The organism is Microcoleus sp. Pol10D4, from assembly GCF_036701555.1.
In the GTDB taxonomy this organism is placed as follows: domain Bacteria; phylum Cyanobacteriota; class Cyanobacteriia; order Cyanobacteriales; family Microcoleaceae; genus Microcoleus.
Genome location: NZ_JAUBRA010000012.1, coordinates 65,202 through 83,960 on the forward strand (window position 1 = coordinate 65,202; position 18,759 = coordinate 83,960).

Annotated in this window: 16 protein-coding genes; 9 read left to right on the forward strand and 7 right to left on the reverse strand. The window is 49.2% G+C overall.

Annotated features, from left to right (window positions below):
* Positions 1–1,221: 1,221 nt before the first annotated feature.
* The 9 genes from grpE (at position 1,222) to QUA36_RS09385 (ending at position 10,372) form a co-directional block, all read left to right on the forward strand.
* Positions 1,222–2,016: a nucleotide exchange factor GrpE gene (grpE, locus tag QUA36_RS09345; protein WP_333451060.1), complete on the forward strand. Its 795-nt coding sequence runs from the start codon at positions 1,222–1,224 to the stop codon at positions 2,014–2,016.
* A gap of 292 nt (positions 2,017–2,308) precedes the next feature.
* A complete protein-coding gene (gene dnaK, locus QUA36_RS09350; protein ID WP_333457011.1) occupies positions 2,309–4,450 on the forward strand; it encodes a molecular chaperone DnaK in 2,142 nt (713 codons plus the stop codon).
* A 145-nt stretch (positions 4,451–4,595) separates the two neighbouring features.
* Positions 4,596–5,726 (forward strand): molecular chaperone DnaJ, encoded by a 1,131-nt coding sequence (gene dnaJ, locus QUA36_RS09355; RefSeq protein WP_333159363.1) that lies wholly within the window; start codon positions 4,596–4,598, stop codon positions 5,724–5,726.
* A gap of 291 nt (positions 5,727–6,017) precedes the next feature.
* A complete protein-coding gene (locus QUA36_RS09360) occupies positions 6,018–6,308 on the forward strand; it encodes a sulfurtransferase TusA family protein (protein WP_333138040.1) in 291 nt (96 codons plus the stop codon).
* Positions 6,305–7,555: a ribosome small subunit-dependent GTPase A gene (rsgA, locus tag QUA36_RS09365; protein WP_333457013.1), complete on the forward strand. Its 1,251-nt coding sequence runs from the start codon at positions 6,305–6,307 to the stop codon at positions 7,553–7,555. The genes QUA36_RS09360 and rsgA overlap by 4 nt, the downstream gene beginning before the upstream one ends.
* A gap of 241 nt (positions 7,556–7,796) precedes the next feature.
* Positions 7,797–8,582 carry a MotA/TolQ/ExbB proton channel family protein gene (locus QUA36_RS09370; RefSeq protein ID WP_333159371.1) on the forward strand — a complete coding sequence of 262 codons (786 nt, stop codon included), beginning with the start codon at positions 7,797–7,799 and terminating at the stop codon, positions 8,580–8,582.
* Between the two features lie 15 nt (positions 8,583–8,597).
* Positions 8,598–9,326, forward strand: coding sequence for a biopolymer transporter ExbD (locus QUA36_RS09375; protein WP_333457015.1), 729 nt, complete (start codon positions 8,598–8,600; stop codon positions 9,324–9,326).
* 607 nt (positions 9,327–9,933) lie between these two features.
* A complete protein-coding gene (locus tag QUA36_RS09380) occupies positions 9,934–10,131 on the forward strand; it encodes an NblA/ycf18 family protein (RefSeq protein WP_006635253.1) in 198 nt (65 codons plus the stop codon).
* Positions 10,132–10,198: 67 nt separating this feature from the next.
* Positions 10,199–10,372 (forward strand): hypothetical protein, encoded by a 174-nt coding sequence (locus QUA36_RS09385; RefSeq protein WP_333457017.1) that lies wholly within the window; start codon positions 10,199–10,201, stop codon positions 10,370–10,372.
* A 191-nt stretch (positions 10,373–10,563) separates the two neighbouring features.
* Here QUA36_RS09385 and QUA36_RS09390 read toward each other — a convergent pair whose 3' ends face one another.
* The 7 genes from QUA36_RS09390 to QUA36_RS09420 form a co-directional block, all read right to left on the reverse strand.
* The gene (locus QUA36_RS09390; protein ID WP_242722026.1) at positions 10,564–11,013 is read right to left on the reverse strand and encodes a hypothetical protein; all 450 of its coding nucleotides are present in this window, start codon (positions 11,011–11,013) and stop codon (positions 10,564–10,566) included.
* 80 nt (positions 11,014–11,093) lie between these two features.
* On the reverse strand, positions 11,094–12,296 hold the full coding sequence (locus tag QUA36_RS09395) for an anhydro-N-acetylmuramic acid kinase (protein WP_333457019.1): 1,203 nt from the start codon (positions 12,294–12,296) through the stop codon (positions 11,094–11,096).
* Between the two features lie 53 nt (positions 12,297–12,349).
* Entirely contained in the window at positions 12,350–13,081 is a 732-nt protein-coding gene (locus QUA36_RS09400) for a PP2C family serine/threonine-protein phosphatase (RefSeq protein ID WP_333457021.1), read from the reverse strand.
* The gene (locus tag QUA36_RS09405; protein ID WP_333457023.1) at positions 13,059–13,256 is read right to left on the reverse strand and encodes a hypothetical protein; all 198 of its coding nucleotides are present in this window, start codon (positions 13,254–13,256) and stop codon (positions 13,059–13,061) included. Before QUA36_RS09405 ends, QUA36_RS09400 begins: the two co-directional genes overlap by 23 nt.
* Positions 13,257–13,497: 241 nt before the next feature.
* Entirely contained in the window at positions 13,498–15,264 is a 1,767-nt protein-coding gene (locus QUA36_RS09410; RefSeq protein ID WP_333159382.1) for an AarF/ABC1/UbiB kinase family protein, read from the reverse strand.
* A gap of 111 nt (positions 15,265–15,375) precedes the next feature.
* The gene (locus QUA36_RS09415) at positions 15,376–15,708 is read right to left on the reverse strand and encodes a DUF6825 family protein (protein WP_333159384.1); all 333 of its coding nucleotides are present in this window, start codon (positions 15,706–15,708) and stop codon (positions 15,376–15,378) included.
* 520 nt (positions 15,709–16,228) lie between these two features.
* Complete coding sequence (locus QUA36_RS09420) at positions 16,229–17,797, reverse strand: serine/threonine-protein kinase (protein WP_333457025.1); 1,569 nt, start codon at positions 17,795–17,797, stop codon at positions 16,229–16,231.
* Between the last annotated feature and the right edge of the window lie 962 nt (positions 17,798–18,759).

Here is an 18,759-nt window from a genome sequence, read left to right on the forward strand (position 1 = left end):
CCCCCGTATTCTTTGCTTATGGATCAGCTATCATGTTGTTGCTCAATCCCTATCTCTCAAGTGTAAGCTCGCAGCCCCCTCTAAGCTTCGTCCACCAATTGACGAGACCTTGGAAGGATTTGCCTGTGCTTGCAATCAAATCTTGTTCGTTGAGTGCTAAGTTGCTTACTTACCTGATCAACTGGCGGGATACTCTCGTTATAGCGTCAGGGCACATCACTTGGGGGTTCCCCGTACCGGGAGAGAAAAGCGGGGCGGGGTGTGTCCCCTTCCCAGGCTAATTCTATTTTCCCAAATTGTTTGCTCAAATTACAGCGCCCGTGGTGGCGCGGTTAGCTGTACTAAATTAAAGATGAGCTATGTTCTGTGATGATAGCTTTTACGAAAGCCTCGATCGCCCTTTTGAAATATATTTTGATTAATTATCTGCGACCTGTTACTGCCCGATCGTCGGCTGCATGAGCCCCCAGGGCAAATTTTGAGCAACTCTAGTTTTGGGTCAGTAAATATTACTTTGATTCTACCCTGGTGTCCGAACCTTTGTGACGTAAGCTTGACCGTTCAGAAATGTTGGAAAGAGACCATTAGATATCAATCGTATTTACAGATGAGCATCGCAGCCAAACCAACTAATCTCTCTCATTTGGCTGGAAAAAATTCGAGACTTCCAGCGAATTCGGCGGTATTGAATCAGAAAAAACACAGCCCCAATTCGCATCAAGAGTAACAACATAGTATCTGAGTTACAAAAGCACACAGATAACTACTTAGTCACTCAATACAAATTCCTCTTTCTCCCGACTTTGGAAACTCCGCAAAGGGTAAAGAATGCCAGCGTCAGCTTGCAACTAAAACAGCCTGAGCGATGATAACTTTAAGTCACTATCGTTTAAAGTAAACCTTGGAACATCAAGCCTCCTAAGTGGGAAATGTGGTAGTAGACTTAACAGCAAAATATACTTATAAAAATTGTTGTTAAGGCGATAGCGTTAATGAAAAATGAGGAACAAACAAACCTTGGGTTTGCCCCATTGCTGCCACATTATACGTAAATATCTAAACGGGCCTTTGAATATTTTATGGAAAGCTTTGAGCAATGTCTCCAGATCGGGCGAGATTTCCTCTTTTCACATTGTGCCATACAAAGTAAATTCGAGTCCTCTAGATTTACCGGGTTAACTGTATCTGCTAGAATTGATAGGGTTCTGTCGCGCAGCTTTTATGATTGACGAGGAAAAACAGCAAGATCAAGATCCTAACTCAACTGGGGAAACCACCCCAGAAGGTTCGCCAATGGCAAGCGAAAATTCGGCGGCATCAGGAAACTCGAACGAATCGGCGGATTGGGAGCTCGAACTTGCTCGAGCTTATCAAAGTGCTCAAGGCGATCGCACCCCAGCAAACGCATCGGGGCCTACCGTCACCGGCAGTTCAACCAACAGTCCGACTGCAGACGCGGCGGAGCCTTGGAAGAAGGAACTGGCCCAGGTAACCGAGGAAAAAGAGGCTTTAAAAACTCAGTTGCAAGTCGCCTCCGCTCAACTAGAAGAACTGAAAAATCAAAATCTCCGCCTAGCAGCAGATTTTGATAACTTCCGCAGGCGTACCCAAAAGGAAAAAGAAGAGCTAGATTTACAGGCAAGGTGTCTGACGATCAAACCCCTGTTGCCAGTAATTGACAATTTCGAGCGCGCTCGATCGCACATCAAGCCGCAAACCGACGGCGAAATGAACATTCACAAAAGCTACCAAAGCGTTTACAAGCAAATGGTAGATAGCCTCAAGCAAATCGGGGTTTCTCCGATGCGCCCCGAAGGTGAACAGTTTGACCCCAACCTCCACGAAGCTCTGCTGAGCGAGCCAACTGACGAACACGAGGAAGGAACAATTATCCAAGAACTAGAACGCGGCTACATTCTGGGCGATCGCGTTTTGCGGCACGCCAAAGTGAAAGTTGCAGCGGCTGGGCTATCTGTGGTAGCCTCAGATGAAAATCCCGATAGTTCGGAAGGTTAATCGGGATACAAGCTACTGCATTCCTCAAAGTCACTGACCCCCGAATAGAATTCGGGGGTTCCCAGGTGGCAGACTCACCAACTTCTTAATTAAAGATGACTAAAAGCAGGTCAGCGCTTTCTCCAAAAATTCTGAAAAATGTTTTTACCCGTCTTTGATATTGCTTTAGGACATCAAGTTTATTTCCTACAAATCTAGTCGGGTGATGCTTGTTTGAACAAGCTGAGTCGTTTTTCGTCCCCCAACCTGTAGTTGGAGGTTTCCAACATCCCACAAAGTTTTATGAGGCGCTATGGGAAAAATTATTGGAATTGACTTAGGCACAACTAACAGTTGCGTAGCTGTGTTAGAAGGCGGTAAACCCGTCGTGATCGCCAATTCCGAGGGCGGTCGCACAACTCCGAGTATAGTAGGATTCGGCAAGGCGGGTGATCGCTTAGTAGGTCAATTGGCCAAGCGGCAAGCTGTAACTAATGCTGTAAATACTGTCTACAGTATCAAACGATTTATCGGACGGCGGTGGGACGACACGGAAGAAGAACGAGCGCGGACTCCCTATACCTGCATAAAAGGCAAAGACGATACCGTTAACGTCCAAATTCGGAACAAGGTTCACACTCCTCAAGAAATCTCGGCAATGGTACTCCAAAAGCTCAAGCAAGATGCTGAAGCTTATTTGGGACAACCTGTTACCCAAGCCGTGATTACAGTGCCAGCCTACTTCACAGACGCCCAACGGCAAGCGACTAAAGACGCCGGTACGATCGCTGGCCTAGAAGTCCTTCGGATAGTCAACGAACCGACAGCGGCAGCGCTTTCCTACGGGCTAGACAAGCAAAATATAGAACAGAAAATCTTGGTCTTTGACCTAGGCGGCGGTACTTTCGACGTTTCGATCCTGCAACTGGGAGACGGAATTTTTGAAGTCAACGCTACATCCGGTAACAACCATCTCGGAGGAGATGACTTTGACGACTGCATTGTACAGTGGCTGGTAGAAGCTTTCCGCACTCAAGAAGGCAGTGACCTCTCACAAGACAAAATGGCCTTGCAGCGACTCAGAGAAGCTGCGGAAAAAGCGAAAATCGAACTCTCCAATCGGGAATCCACCTCAATCAATCTACCCTTCATCTCTTCTGACGAGAAAGGGCCGAAGCATTTGGAAATGGAACTCTCCAAAGCTCAGTTTGAAAAACTGGTGGCTCATTTGGTGCAAGCGACGATCGATCCGGTGACTCAAGCCCTCAAAGACGCAAGTTTGACCCCCAAAGACATAGACAGGATTATTTTAGTGGGAGGATCAACCCGGGTTCCTGCAGTTCAAAAGGCAATTAGCAAGTATTTTGGGGGCGTTTCTCCCGATAAATCGGTCAATCCCGACGAAGCTGTAGCGGTAGGCGCGGCAATTCAAGCCGGGGTTTTGGGCGGTGAAGTCAAAGACTTGCTGCTGCTCGATGTGACGCCGCTCTCCCTGGGGCTCGAAACCTTGGGCGGGGTGTTCACCAAAGTAATCGAGCGAAATACAACTATTCCCACCAGCCGATCGCAAATGTACAGCACGGCGGCAGACGGGCAAACCTCGGTAGAAATTCACGTGCTCCAAGGCGAGCGGGCATTGGTTAAAGACAATAAAAGTCTCGGCAAGTTCCTGCTCAAAGGCATTCCCCCAGCCCCTCGTGGCGTCCCTCAAATCGAAGTTACCTTTGAAATCGATGCCAACGGAATTCTCAAAGTGGCTGCTGAAGACAAAGGAACCGGAAAAGAACAAAGCATCCAAATTTCCAATACAGGTGGATTGAGCGAAACAGAAGTCGAGCGGATGCGACAAGAAGCCGAACTTTACGCCGACGAGGACATCAAGCGTGCTCTACTCGTCGAACTCAAAAATCAAGCTGACTCCCTCGTCTATAATTGTGGTGTAACTTTAAAAACCAACGCGCAACTGCTGAGTGACGAGCTCAAGGCCGAAGCGGAAACAGCCGCAGCAGCCTTGCGGGCAGCGATGACTAACCCCGATATCACACTCGAGGAACTCACCCCCGCAATCGAATCTTTCAAGCAACTGCTATACTCGCTGGGGACAGCAGTCTACGACCAAGCCCGCAGCGGGGTAGCCCCGTCAGGAGCTGTTGTTGAAAGCGAGATGATGTCAGAAGTAGAATCATCAGAACCAGAAGAGGTTAAAGCGGACGACGACAGCATTTTGCTGAAAGAAGAGCTGCTGGTGGCTCCCCAAGCTCCGCCGGAACCAAAGCCGGAACCAAAGCCGGAACCAAAGCCGGAACCAAAGCTCGAATCAAAGCCGGAACCAAAGCCGGAACCAAAGCCGGAGCGACAGTCAAAACGACAGTCAAATCCACAGTCAAGTCCACAGTCAAAACAAAAACAGAAGGTTCCCGAACCAGAAGTTGATGATATGAATCCTTTCCTTTAAAACTGAAAAGCTAAAAATTAAAAGTTAAAAATTAACAATAAGAATTTTTGATTTTTAATCTGTAATTTCAGGAAAGGTCGCCCGTTTCTTTTTCGTGTTTCTTTTTCGTACACTTTTTGTTATTTACCTCCAGGCAAGCAGCTCTATGGCCGGTGATTACTATGAAATATTAGGCGTTTCTCGCAGCGCAGACAAAGAAGAAATTAAGCGTGCTTACCGCCGCCTAGCTCGCAAGTACCATCCAGATGTCAACAAAGAATCCGGTGCCGAGGAGCGGTTTAAAGAAATTAACCGCGCCTACGAGGTACTCTCAGAACCAGAAACCCGCGCCCGTTTCGACCGGTTCGGCGAAGCAGGCGTCAGCGGTGCAGGCGCACCTGGGTTCCAAGACTTTGGTGACAGCTTTGCCGATATTTTTGAAAGCTTCTTTCAGGGCTTTCAGGGAGGCGTTGGTGGCCCACAACAGCAAGGTCGCAGGCGCAGCGGGCCGGTGCGGGGAGACGATTTGCGCCTCGATTTGCGGCTAGATTTTCGGGAAGCAGTGTTTGGTGGGGAAAAAGAACTCCGCATCAAGCATCTAGAAACCTGCGAAACTTGCACCGGGACTGGCGCGAAACCGGGAACCAGACCACAAACCTGCTCGACTTGTACCGGCAGCGGTCAAGTCCGACGCGCTACCCGCACTCCTTTCGGCAGCTTTACTCAAGTTTCTGTTTGCCCCACCTGCAACGGCACCGGGCAAGTGATTGAGGATAAGTGCGAAACTTGTGGCGGCCGGGGACAGAAAGAAGTGATGAAAAAGCTGAAAATCACAATTCCGGCTGGGGTTGACAACGGTACTCGCTTGCGCGTTTCCAATGAAGGGGATGCCGGCAAACTGGGTGGCCCGCCCGGGGATCTTTACGTGTTCTTGGCGGTGAATGAAGACCCGCTATTTAAACGCGACGGCACTAACGTTAGCTCGGAAGTTAAGATTAGTTATTTGCAAGCAATTTTAGGGTGCCGGTTGGAAGTGGAAACCGTAGACGGGCCGACGGAATTGTTGATTCCTAGCGGAACTCAGGCAAATACTGTTTTGACTTTGGAGAAAAAAGGGGTGCCTCGGTTGGGAAATCCAGTCAGTCGGGGCGATCATTTGATTACGGTGTCTATTGACATTCCGACTAAGGTGACGGCTGAGGAACGGGAATTGCTGATGCAGCTTGCTAAGCTGAAGGGCGATCGTACCGGTAAAGGCGGTATAGAAGGGTTTCTGGGCAATTTGTTTCAGAAATAAGCAATTTTTGACACCAATTGGTGTCAAAATTTCCTGTTTGAGGATTCCCCGGCAATTTGTTTTAGTATCTGTCAAAAAATTGTGTGCAATTGCTCACAAAAATGGCAGGTGGGCCTGTTGCTGGGCATTCGGTTTCAGCAGCGCTGAAAAAAGTGAACGCAATTGCGCTCACTTTTTTCAGAAAGAATAATAGTCTGTGTCCAATTGGACACAAAATTTTAGATTCTCCAGTGTCCAGGCAACTTGTTTAAAAAACTAAGGCTTTCAGGATTGGAGATTGCAAAAAGCATTATGAATTCAACATCGAAAATTGAAAGTCCCAAATCCCCAGATGCCAAAATCGATCTGCGGGGTACACCCTGTCCTCTGAATTTTGTTCGCACTAAACTGCGCTTGGAGCAAATGGCACCGGGTGCTGTTTTGGAGGTGTGGCTGGATGCTGGGGAGCCGATCGAACAAGTGCCCGATAGTCTCAAAATGGAAGGCTACCAGATTCTGGAAACCCAATTTGTCGCGGATGAGCCGGAGTCGGGCTTTTTTTCAATGAAAGTGCAGCGCCCAGAAGACAAGGAAGCAGGATGAGCCTGAATTCAGCCTCGATTGTGGGTACTGTAATTGCTGTTCAGGCTAACTTCTACCAAGTGAGGTTAGATCCAGAAGTCTCCATTGACGGGCAAAATGCTCCCCTCGCTGATTCTCCGATTCTCCTGTGCACTCGTCGCACTCGACTGAAAAAAATTGGCCAACAGGTGATGGTGGGCGATCGCGTGGTGGTAGACGAACCGGACTGGACTGACCGCCGGGGTGCAATTTCTGAAGTCTTCCCGCGCCAAACAGAACTCAACCGCCCGCCTGTAGCTAATGCCGATCGCATTCTCCTCGTTTTTGCCCTTGCTGAACCCGACTTAGATCCCGCATCATTAACTCGGTTTTTAGTCAAGGCAGAATCAACAGGTTTAGAGGTGAGTTTGTGCCTGAACAAATGCGATTTGGTCACGCCCCAGGAGTTGGAACAGTGGCGCGATCGGCTTTCAGGCTGGGGCTACGAACCAATGTTTATTAGCGTCCGCAGCGGCGCAGGAGTTCAGCAAGCCCTTGCTAATGATCAAAATGAAGTTTCTGCCTGGGAAGCGCATTTCTATGACTTAGTAGAGAAAATAGAGCCATCTCTGCTGAGTTCTGAGGATAACCTCCATACTCCAAATTATATCAAGCCGTTACATCCGTCAAACTCCGTACATAGCCCGTTGCCTAACTTGCTTCTAGACCACCTGCAAGGAAAAACAACGGTAATTTGTGGCCCTTCTGGGGTTGGCAAGTCCAGCTTGATCAACCAACTGATCCCGGCGCTAAACCTACGAGTGAACGCTGTTTCCGGCAAACTCGGCCGCGGGCGCCACACGACTCGCCACGTAGAACTATTTGAACTCCCCGGTGGCGGACTTTTGGCCGATACTCCGGGCTTTAATCAGCCGGCTCTCGAATGCGATCCGTCCGAGTTAGCTGAATATTTCCCAGAAGCCCGCCAGAGGCTGGCTTTGGGTAGCTGCCAGTTTAGCGACTGTTCGCACCGAGATGAGCCTAACTGTGTCGTGCGCGGCGGTTGGGAGCGCTACGATTATTACTTGCAGTTTCTCGAAGAGGCGATCGTCCGCCAGCAACAAGAGCAAAACTCCAGCAGTGCCGAGGCGAGTTTGAAACAGCAAACCAAGTCGGATGGTACGCAGCATTACGAACCGAAGCTGCAAACTAAAAAATATCGCCGCTCTTCCCGCCGCCTTCAACACCAGTCACTCCAAGATATGTGTCAAGACTTAGAGGAATTGTGAGGAAGTCGCCGCCCATCACCCGTAAGCACTAGAAAACATTACCAAGACTTACCCAGGAACCGGGTTTCCTCAACGAAAATACTTCGTTGCACCCGGACGCCCCCTTCGCAAAACCGGCTTTCTTTAGTCGCGAGTGCGTAAGTCCTGAGTACATTAATAGCTAAAATTAAATGGCCTTAGATTTGTTAAAAAAAGTAGAACAGAAGCAAAAGTTAGTGGGTACTGCAGGAGCAAAAATATTGTGAATATTCAAGAACTGTTTGAAAAAGGTGGCCCCGCCATGTGGCCCCTGTTGGTGTTATCGATTTTATCTTTGAGTACAATTATCGAGCGCTTGTGGTTTTGGGCGAGCCTCCTGAGCAAAGAAAAGCAGATAGTTAACCGCATTCTTGAAGCGGCTCGCAGCGATTGGGGGGTGGCTAACGAGATGGCCAGACAAGCTAACCGACAGCCGATCGGGCGATTTCTTTCTGCACCCCTGCGGCTCTACAATCCCGAACCAGATTTATTTCGACTCGCTCTCGAAGCCTCCGCCGATGAAGAGTTGGCTTCGATGCGCCGCGGCGACAAAATCTTAGAAGCTACGATCGCTCTCGCGCCTTTGCTGGGCTTGCTGGGAACAGTTTTGGGCTTGATTAACTCGCTCAGTTCCATCCGTCTGGGCGACATTGGCACGGCGGCCACGAGTGGCGTGACATCGGGCATTGGCGAATCGCTGATTACTACTGCTACTGGGATGGTAGTAGCAATTTTTACCTTGGTGTTTTATCGCATATTTCAAGCTTTTTTGTTCAACCAGGCAAAAATATTTCGCAAAGCTGGAAATGAACTGGAATTGCTTTACAGGCAATACTGGCCTGCCGCTAATGCTAAGGGTCGAGCACCCGGTGCAGAATACAGCAATTCTTCTTTTGGTGCAGATGGTTTGAACAGGCGTTCTCTCAATTCTCAAGAATCGGGAGAACGGAATCGGGAGCCGAAATTGAAAGGTTCCGATCCGGCTGAAGATTCCCCTTCTAATAATTAAAACTCCTGAGAACTGATGAAGATTAATCTAGATACTCCTGCTGAAGAGGCTCGGATTGAACTGGTGCCTTTAATTGACGTGATCTTTTGCATTCTGACGTTTTTTCTCCTGGCGGCTTTGCAACTGACTCGCCAGCAAGCAATTAATGTCGATTTGCCTAAAGCGAAGACTGGACAAACGCAGATGCGAGAGATGCTGATTGTCAGCATTGACGATTTCGGGCAAACTTATATCGATCAATTGCCTGTTAATTACCAACAGCTCGATCGAGTTTTAAAGAGTTTCCAAAGCCAAAATCCTACGGGGTTGATGGTGCTGTACGCTCCTCAAAATGCGAGATATGCCAAAGTTGTCGAGGTTTTAGACAAATTGAGAGAGGTAGGGGGCGATCGAGTTGCTCTGGCAACTCTTCCTAGTTCGGCTTCCTCCCCATTGCCCAATCCCTCGGTTCCCAATTCTGGCATTCCTGCGGCACCTGCGATCGGCAATTCCGGTCAACCTCTGCCGTCTCCTGTGCCTCCGGGGCAGCAACAGTTCAACCCCAATCAGTTTCAATCCCCTCTCCCCGCTCCTGGGCAGCAGCAGTTCAATCCGAATCAGTTTCAATCCCCTCTCCCGGCTGCTGGGCAGCCTAGCAACTCTGGGGCAAATCAGGGTATTCCTCCTGTTTCGCCTGCACCCGCTGCTCCCAATATCAGACCTGGAATCGCCACTCCACCGCAGGATGGCGGGCCCTCGAATTAGTCAGAAGGAAGAAGGGAGAAGGGAGAAGGAAGAAGGAAGAAGGAAGAAGGAAGAAGGAAGAAGGGAGAACAGAGAAATAGAAATTCTCCCACTCTCCCCATCTTCCACTGTCCCCATCTTCCACTCTCCTCATCTTCCACTCTCCTCATCTTCCACTCTCCTCATCTCCTCATCTCCCCCTCTCCCGCTCTTCCCCTCTCCTCATCTCCTCATCTCCTCATCTCCCCCTCTCCCCATCTCCCCATCTCCCCCTCTCCCCCTCTCCCCATCTCCCCTTCGCGGAGAGAATCTCCGCCGGATTTGGTATAAAGGGCTTCAATTCTTTTGGTTCGTACTGAGCCTTTTTTCTCTTGACAAGTAGATACACTTGTATGTGCCTGCGGAAGGAACTTTTGCAGACATCTCGCCATCTCTATCGCTAAGTAAGTTATTTCCTAGGACAGATGGTAATTTTGTCAAATAATTGTTACCTTTTGTAATATAGACTAAAGCCAGATGGGCCATCGGGCATCCCGAAACCAACTGTCGATCGCTGAAACAACTTACAAATCTGGTTAATCCAGGTGTTCACTTTTAAGTCACCTTTACTTACAGAGGAGTCAAAGTCATGAGCCAACCAGCAGAATTGTCTTTGGAACAGCAATTTAGCCTGTGTTCCTTCAAAACACAGGTAAGTGACATGAGCCGCGAACAAGCTCAGGAGTTTTTGGTCAAGCTTTACGAGCAAATGATGCTGCGGGAAACGATGTACCGCCATTTTCTGAAACACCATTGGGGTTTAGAACCTAACCCAGGTGTTGAGTAGCAAAGAGTCGCAGTCGGCGACCTCCGTCTCTTACTCTCTTCCCTCAGGCGGAAAGGAGTTGGGGGTGATGGGGCGTCACTCGAAGGCAGAAGGTAGAAGGCATCTGTACAGACGTGAGGAAAATTTGACAATTCCTTTGTGGATTTCACTGAATGTGGAAGTCGAGGTAAGCAGTTTGTCTATCGACACCACCGGACAGGGTCAAGATAATTTATCGCGCCTCGACTCGAAAATTGGATAACTCTTAATAATAAGTGTTAATTTTTTAACCCATTAAAATTTTTAACAATTCAATATATTTGTCTTTAGTTGCAGCGGATGAGGTTTGACAGCAATGGCGCTAGTCGGACATCTGAGCGCGACCTCCGACTAGCAAAACCTTCACTTTTCACCTTAATCCCTAGAACTCGCAACTGTGGACTCTAGAAAGAGTTATTCCCCCTGACGTTCGAGAGTTGCTTCCATTGTACTCGTCAAGTAATGACCAGACATGATGCCACTAGATTGGTAGTAGCGGTTGTCATCAACCCGGTGCAGGGTATCAAAACCCGTCCGCCGCTGGCGTTCGTCTCCCAATACCCAATAACGCTGGACGATCGACTGCGGAGCAATCCAACCTTCGCCCTCGACGCGGGCGAGTTCGCTGTGTTGGAGTACAAAAGTATACTGCCGTTCATCGCTGTTGAGGTGTCCTCGGTATTGCAAAATAATCTCTTCGCGATCGCCTCCAGGAAATACAAGCTTTGTCACCATACTGAACCAATCTGTTCGGTTCCAGCTCACTAAAGTTTTGCCTTTAACCGTAATTGGCACGCCATTGCGCTCAATCCAGCTTCCTTCGAGCGTCCATTGGCCAGATTCCATTAAAAACGTGTGAGCCACAGTGCTGTTCCTATGCTTTTGCTGCTGGCTACAATGCTGGTGCAACAACGCACAGCCGTTGTCCCTCAGACTCTATGCTATCACGCCCAACTGTGCCAACAAGAGTTAATTTCCCCTAAAAGTACCGGTGTCCGGGCACCAGTGACTTGAGGTAGATTGCCGGGAATGCCCCCAACCCGCCATGCGGCTAAAACCGCGAAAGCGATCGCCTCTTTAAAATCTACATTCAAGCCTGCCTCAGAAGTAGTCAACACTTGCACTGGATGCAATTGAGATTGCAATCGGCGTTTTAAGTAGAGATTGTGGCTGCCGCCCCCGCATAGTAAAACTCGATCGGGCATAGCCGGTAAAAAAGTTTGGTAACTGTGAACGATCGAGGCAACAGTCAGTTCTGTCAGAGTAGCCAGCACGTCAGCAGGACTGAGGTTGTAACCTTCGGCCTCGACCAAACACCTGTCAAAATAGTCTACACCAAATAGCTCTCGCCCCGTTGATTTCGGCGGTGCTTGGCGGAAGAACTCTGATGCGAGCCAATTCTCGACTAAAGCTTGACAGGGAGTGCCCGATGCCGCCCAAGCTCCACCTTCGTCGATCGTCTGAGCGCCACCTGAGAAGTGCTGTACTGCCAAATCTAACAGGGAATTGGCCGGGCCTGTATCCCAGCCCGATATGCCATCCCCAAGACTGAAAATCTCAGACTCGTCATTGTTTCCCCCTTTTCCTCTGGCCGGCAGATAGGTAACATTGCCAATTCCCCCCAGATTTTGGATGCAGAGGCTGATGTTGGGTTCCGCCAGCAGGCAGGCATCAACTATTGACACTAAGGGTGCTCCTTGACCCCCTGCAGCAATGTCTGCAGAGCGAAAGTTACTCACAGTAGTAATTCCTGTCAATTCCGCAATTAGCGCGCCCCGCCCGAGTTGCAAGCTGTACCCCATTAACCCACCGGCGCTGTCTTTCTGGGATTTCCCAGCAGGTCGGTGGTAGACAGTTTGACCGTGAGAGCCGATTAATTCGGCATTATCATATTCTGCTTGAATTGTCAATGCCGCCGTGGCAAATTCTTGGGCGATGGCATCATCTAATTGGGCTAGTTCAGCCATTGACAAAGCTGATCCACTGCAAACCGAGAGAATTTGCGATCGCAAATTAGCAGGATAAGAGAAAGTCTTGCCGGCTACCAATTGCACTTTCAAGTCTGTTTGGGAACCGACCACATCCACCAAAGCAGCATCAATGCCATCCACCGACGTGCCGCTGATCAAACCGATAACGCGGGTCATTCAATTTTAGATTTTAGATTTTAGATTTTAGATTTTCCGGGGGGTTGCCCGATTTATTTGAGGTCGATCGTCACGATCACCACAGTAATATTATCGCGTCCACCTTTATCCTTAGCTGCTTGAATTAAAGCATTTGCAGCGCCCTCGCAAGCGCGAATCGACTTCAGAGGCGAAGCAATCAAAGGATCGGAAAGTTCTTCAGTCAAGCCATCGCTGCAGAGTAGCAAGCGATCCCCAGGCTGCACGTCCACCGGCAAAATATCTATTTCCCGCAAATCATCGCGGCCCAAACACTGGGACAAAACGTGACGCCAAGGATGACTGCGAGCCTGGTCAGGAGTTAGGGCCTTTCTTTTCACAGCCTGAGCCACCCAAGTCTGGTCTTCAGTAATCTGCTCCAAGCGAGAGCCGTGTAGCCGATACAAGCGAGAGTCACCGATATTAGCGCACCAGGGTCGGTCCTCATCCCTAAACATTAGAACCACCGCCGTAGTGCCCATATCAGCACGTTCGGGGTGGTCGAGCTGATCCGTCAAAATTGCTTGATTGGCAATTAAAAAAGCCTTTTCCAACAACAGCGGAGAATCCTCAGGCCCTTCCCAATGTTCGAGCAAATAAGATTGAATCGCCTGAGTCGCTATCCGGCTGGCTTCTTGACCTCCGGCGTGTCCTCCCATTCCATCGGCCACTATGAAAAATCGCCCGTCAGAGTCTATGTAGTACGCATCCTGATTTACGGAACGAACTAACCCTGTGTCTGTCTTACCTGCGAAAGAGCGTTTCATAGATTGGGTGATTGGACTCATCGAACTTGAAAGCTTGATTTAATTGGGTGCGATGCTTTCTCCCAAAACCTAAACCCCGAACGGGAGTTGAAATTTCTGCACCCGGCGATCGCGAGTTTTGGAAAAATTGCACTACCTTGACCTCATATTGTAGATCGTATGATGGTAATCCCATCTTAAAATTTCCGTAAATCCTGTAAATTAAGCAGCACCTGCAAAAAAAACTGGATTTATACCCAAAATTAGAGGTGTGGCTGGCGAGAAATCTAGGCAGCAAAGGGGTTTTTAGCCTCAAAGCGTGTAAGTGTTGTAAATTTCAGCAATCTGTGGTCAGCCAGCCAAAACTTAACATTCGATGTCAAATTTTGGCTGGCGAGAAATCTCAAACCTGAAATTTCCAGTCCTAAATTGCACAATTATGACATTCTGTCTAAACGATCGATCCGCTTGAACAAACGCAGCATAGCAAACCCTGCACCCGCCGCCAGCACGGCAACAGCGACAGCCGGCCAGACTTGATTGCTGACAAACAAAATTGTCGCCGACAAAGTAAAAGCACTCATCAGCAAAGCATAATTCGTGCCCATTTGAGCGCTGCTCATGCGACGAAGCAAGCGCTCTGTTTCGGCAGAACGGACGCGAATCCGCAAATCTCCCTGTTCGAGTTTATCAATAGTCTCCTCAATCCGGCGGGGCAAACCCAAAGCACTCGAACTCACCTGAGCCGCCTGACGGCCGATTTCGTTAAAAATGCTGCTACTTGTATCATGGCCATTTCCATTAGTCATAAGCTGCATGGCAAAAGGTTGTGCCACCTCCATAAAGTTGAACTCGGGATCTAAACCTCGGCCCACCCCTTCGATGGTAGAAAAAGCTCGCATTACAAAAGTAAAAGTAGCTGGGAAGCGAAAAGGTTGGTTGTAGGCAATATCGTAAAGGTCGTCGGTAATCGCGCTCACCGACTGATTTTCAAAAGGCTTGTCCATGAAGTTATCCAGCATATACTGGATGCTGCGGCGCACGGGACTCATATCACCCGTAGGCACCAAAGCTCCCAAATTGATCAGAGAATCCATAATCCGCTGTCCATCCTTGGAAGCAATGCCGTAGAGAGTCTCCATCAGTCCTTCGCGGACGTTCGACTGGATTTGCCCCATCATGCCAAAATCGTAGAAAATCAGACAACCATCAGCACTAACAGCGATGTTGCCGGGGTGTGGGTCAGCGTGGAAAAAGCCGTCGTTGAGCAACTGTCGCAAATAAGCTTTTGCGCCCAACTGAGCGATTAATTTACGATCAATACCGGCCGCTTCCAAAGCTTCGTAGTGGCTGATTTTTATCCCCGGCAGGTATTCCAAAGTCAGCACTCGCGGAGCCGCGTACCGCCAATAAACCCTCGGCACCCGCACCCAGTCACAGTTGCTAAAATTGCGGCGAAAAGTATCAGCATTGCGGCCTTCATGGAGATAGTCAATTTCCAGCCACAGAATGCGACAGCATTCCTCATAAATCCCCATCCAATCGCGGCCGCGGCCCCACTTAGGATGGTTTTGAAAGTAGCGGGCAATTCCCTTAAGAATTTGCAAATCGATCTCGAACAGCTTCCGCAGTCCCGGCCGCTGCACCTTGACGACCACTTCTGGGCCCGAATGCAGTTGAGCTTTGTGTACCTGACCCAGACTTGCAGCGGCCAGGGGTACCGGGTCAAAGCTGCGGTAGAGTTCTTGAACTGTCTTGCCCAAATCTTGCTCAACAATTACCTCTAACTGCTGGTAGCTGAAAGCAGGCACTTTATCTTGCAGCTTAGAAAGTTCCTCGACAAACTCTGCCGGGAACAAATCGGCGCGGGTAGAAAATAACTGCCCCACTTTAATGAAAGTTGGCCCCAAATCCAAGAGTGTTTCTCGAACCCAGATAGCTTGAAAGCGGCGTCTGGCAACTTTCTTTTCTTCAGTCACGCCTCCCCAGTAGCTCCAATTTTTGCTGTCGAGCCACAGGGAAGCCAGCCAGAGCAAAACAAAGGCCCAAATGTCGAAGAAGCGCCGCTTCCGGGAGTATTTTTCGCGATTCCAGCGATAAGCTTTACTTTTGTAGGATTTACTAGCAGTTTTTTGCTCATCGGCTTCGCCAGTGTGCTTGGGGGAGCGCTGGCGATTAACAGAGTCATCAAGGAGAGCAGACACTTGGGTTCCCAAATTGCTTATTTTATGTTGTTGCTTTGATTGGAAGTAGGAGCGCAGGAGCGCAAAGCAATGCGCTCACGTAGTAAATAATAGTTGTGGTCGAATCGATCGCTAGGGCAAACTGCTGCGGTAACGCTGCAATTCCGATCGCACCAGAGCCACTTCGGCGCGCAGATCATCAATAGTCGCTTGCAAATCGGCGGGATGGATGTCTTGAATGGTGGTGGTGCTTGCAGTGCCAGTTCTGGTCTGCATCGCCTCATCCGAAGCTCGATTTGCCCGTTCCACAACTCGATCTGTGAACTGCCGCAGGCGTTCTCTTTGTTCTGCGTCAAATTTGCCGATTTCAGAGAAAGCGTTGGTTGCCGCGCTTTCTAATTGCTCGTACAGGGCTTCGGCAAGTGCTCTGCCTACAAAAAAAGCATGAACTGGGGGTTTACTCATAAAAAATCTCTGTGCGCTTCCGCAACAAATTATAACTTGCTTGTCCCCGATGATGCTTGCTCCCAAAGGAAGGAAGTTTGGGGGAATTGACACTCCCACCCCGAGTGTCGGGGATGGGATTGTTGAGAGTTAGAACAGCCTAACGCGCCACCGCTTAGCCCAAAAGCCTCGCTTACACTGGCTCAAATTCGAGGTTGGGGTTGTTTTGTACCAAAATATTTGCAGCTTGGCAGTATTAATACGCGACATCACACCACCTCAGCGCCGCGCACATATTCTAACATAATTTAAATCAAAATAGAAAACAGTCCTGCATTTTTTTGCGGGCATTTGGATTGCAGAGGGAATAGGAAATATTCGATAAACTCAGACGGCGACTGTTGGGATTTTCAGATTCGACGGAAGTTTTTGGAAGATAGTCGTTGGCTAGGTATGGTCTTATTATCTCAACTACTGAGCGGATATTTGCTGACTTATAAAACCAAGTATTTGTCCGCACTTTTAACCAACAAAAACCATACTAATTTGTCGCAGGTTCGGGAAAAGGCATCGTGGGATATGCCACAGGGGGTGGTGAATCAGGTACGATCGAACTATCTGAATTGCTGCCACTGGGACTTGGTATCGCAGGCTCAGGCGATCGCTCGATCGGCGACGCTATTACTGGCGACGGGGATTCCGACGACGGCAGGGTTTCTGCGCTAGCACTCTCAGGGGCAGGCGGGGCGGGTGCGGCGGGCGGTTCTGCAGGCAGGGGCGCAACTTCTGGTACTGGTGCGGCTTCTGGTTGGGGCTCTGGCTCGATTTCGGTTTGAGGCTCTGGAATGGGGGACTCAGAAGGCTCCTCTGCGGGTTCAGGCGTCGGGGAGGGCTCCGGTTCGGCTTCGGGATATGGGGCGGGAGTTTCCTGGTTTGGGGACTCAGAAGGTTCGGCGCTAGTTTCTGAGGGCTCTATCTGTTCGGGAATGTTGCTGCTTTCTAAGGGGGGTTTGGGACGCTTGTTGAGTTCGATCGGGTAGAGAGGGCTGCTTTCGACAGACGGCTGCCCGAACATTGGCCCTGACAAATCGCGGGATTTGAGCAAATCTTCCAGAGATGGGAAGGACTCACTTTTGGACCGATTACTGATAGTGGTGCTGTTGTAGTGGGATGCTAGGTCAAAACCCATCCAGCCTGCAATTACAGCCGTTACCACAAACGCCACAAAAGTCAACTGTGGCGGGGGAGGTGCGGGCAATCTTAGACTTTGCTTGCCTTTTCTTTTTACTGATACTCGCTCTGTTTCTTGCAGCATGGTGAGCCAATTTTCGACTGTTTGAGGGCGGTTGTGGGGGTCGATTTCGAGTCCCTGAAGGATGGCTCGCTCGATTCCTGGGCTGAGGTTGGGCTGAAATTGCCGTAACTCAGTCAAGGGAATGCGATCGCGCAGGGGTGCTGCTACGGGCGCCACGCCGGAGAGTAAGTAGTAGAGGGTGGCTGCGATCGCGTAGATGTCAGTGGCCGGTGTACATTTACCCTCATAGAGGTATTGTTCGATCGGCGCGTACCCGGGGGAGAGCAAGTTAGTGTGGGTTTGTTTGGTGCCGGCGGTAAAGCCACGGGCAATTCCGAAATCTATTAACATTACTACGTGAGAATCGGCTCGCCGGATAATATTTTCTGGCTTGATATCTCCGTGCAGCAATCCGCTGTGGTGAACTGTACTTACGGCTGAGGCTATTTGCCGAATATAGTGCAGGGCCTGGGCTTCTGGCAGCGGCTGATCGGTTTCGACTATTTGGGCGAGAGTTTGGCCCGGAATGTAGTCCATTGCAATAAAAGACTGTCCGGCTTCTTCAAAAAAGTCAATTACCCTGACTATGTTGGAATGCTGACACCGCGACAGGCGTTGGGCTTCGGCAATAAACTGCTGCTGAAATTGGTCAGATTCTGGGTGTTGGCGCAGACTTTCGTTGAGGGTTTTGAGTACGACGGTTTGGTTTAAATGGGTGTGGATAGCTCGGTAAGTGATGCCGAACCCTCCTATCCCTAAAGTCGCGTTAATTTTGTATTTGCCCTGTTGCAGGACTGTTGCTGGCGCTAAGTTCATCTTCAGTTGATGCCGTTTCCCAAACTATGCTACCGCCTTTGGGTTATTTCGCAGAGTTAGGGGTGAGGTTTGATCGATCAGCGCCCTAGTTTGAGCTTTAGCTCTGCTATATCTTTAATCTTGGCATCCCCACGTCATTTTATCGAAAAAATGGGTCTAAAACCCCGTGCTTCTAGCACGGCTTTGGATTAAAGTAGAGATGGTTGAAATCCCCAAGGTGGGCGGTTGTGAAGCGACTTTTAGTCGGCACCCTCGAACCTGAAAGCTCTTTAAAAGCACAAAGAAGGGTAGCGAAAACCTTGTAAAACACAGCTAGAGAGTCAACGAATTCTCAATACCAGAAAATCCCTAATTCGGTTCAATCAATCCAGTAGGGCGGGGCACGCCCGAACTCTAGGTCGTATCCTAGTACGCTTTTGGAGATAGACCCTCTGGGGTTGCTGTAAGTCAGACTCGTCAATTGGTGTTTTTTCACGGTTGAAAGGTTTGAGAATTGCCTGCAAGGGATATGGTGCCTAAAGGTCAGTCGCTGAATTAAGAATCTCCGGACTTGATAGACGGAGAGTGTCAACTGTAGTAGGTATTGTGAAACTTAACCCTCCGGCTTTCCCATAATAAAAATCCCGCTCTTGTGGAACGGGAAAGCCATCAGGGTGCATCTATAATATCTGACTCTAACTTATGGGGGGTACAACCCCTCATTGCTTTAGCAAGTCTTTAAAATCAGTCGATTTTTGTAAAGATTTAGGTTTTATGTTGACTTATGATCAATCTTATGAGTTATAAGATTGCCGGATGGCGATCTTGAGCTTGGGGAATTGACACTCTCAGGTCTGATGTTGCTCCCAGAGTCACACCTTACAGACCTGATTACCTTTTTGGCTCAGATGAAGTTCAGGCGAGCGGCATAAAATGACAAAGAGGCATCGTATCGGGCTTAATCTTGAGACTGCGGCTAAAAC

Bases quoted from the DNA above. Each gene is read 5' to 3' on its own strand.
- grpE (WP_333451060.1), top strand. From the start codon at position 1,222: ATGATTGACGAGGAAAAACAGCAAGATCAAGATCCTAACTCAACTGGG.
- dnaK (WP_333457011.1), top strand. From the start codon at position 2,309: ATGGGAAAAATTATTGGAATTGACTTAGGCACAACTAACAGTTGCGTA.
- dnaJ (WP_333159363.1), top strand. From the start codon at position 4,596: ATGGCCGGTGATTACTATGAAATATTAGGCGTTTCTCGCAGCGCAGAC.
- QUA36_RS09360 (WP_333138040.1), top strand. From the start codon at position 6,018: ATGAATTCAACATCGAAAATTGAAAGTCCCAAATCCCCAGATGCCAAA.
- rsgA (WP_333457013.1), top strand. From the start codon at position 6,305: ATGAGCCTGAATTCAGCCTCGATTGTGGGTACTGTAATTGCTGTTCAG.
- QUA36_RS09375 (WP_333457015.1), top strand. From the start codon at position 8,598: ATGAAGATTAATCTAGATACTCCTGCTGAAGAGGCTCGGATTGAACTG.
- QUA36_RS09380 (WP_006635253.1), top strand. From the start codon at position 9,934: ATGAGCCAACCAGCAGAATTGTCTTTGGAACAGCAATTTAGCCTGTGT.
- QUA36_RS09385 (WP_333457017.1), top strand. From the start codon at position 10,199: ATGGGGCGTCACTCGAAGGCAGAAGGTAGAAGGCATCTGTACAGACGT.
- QUA36_RS09395 (WP_333457019.1), bottom strand. From the start codon at position 12,296: ATGACCCGCGTTATCGGTTTGATCAGCGGCACGTCGGTGGATGGCATT.
- QUA36_RS09400 (WP_333457021.1), bottom strand. From the start codon at position 13,081: ATGAAACGCTCTTTCGCAGGTAAGACAGACACAGGGTTAGTTCGTTCC.
- QUA36_RS09405 (WP_333457023.1), bottom strand. From the start codon at position 13,256: ATGGGATTACCATCATACGATCTACAATATGAGGTCAAGGTAGTGCAA.
- QUA36_RS09415 (WP_333159384.1), bottom strand. From the start codon at position 15,708: ATGAGTAAACCCCCAGTTCATGCTTTTTTTGTAGGCAGAGCACTTGCC.
- QUA36_RS09420 (WP_333457025.1), bottom strand. From the start codon at position 17,797: ATGAACTTAGCGCCAGCAACAGTCCTGCAACAGGGCAAATACAAAATT.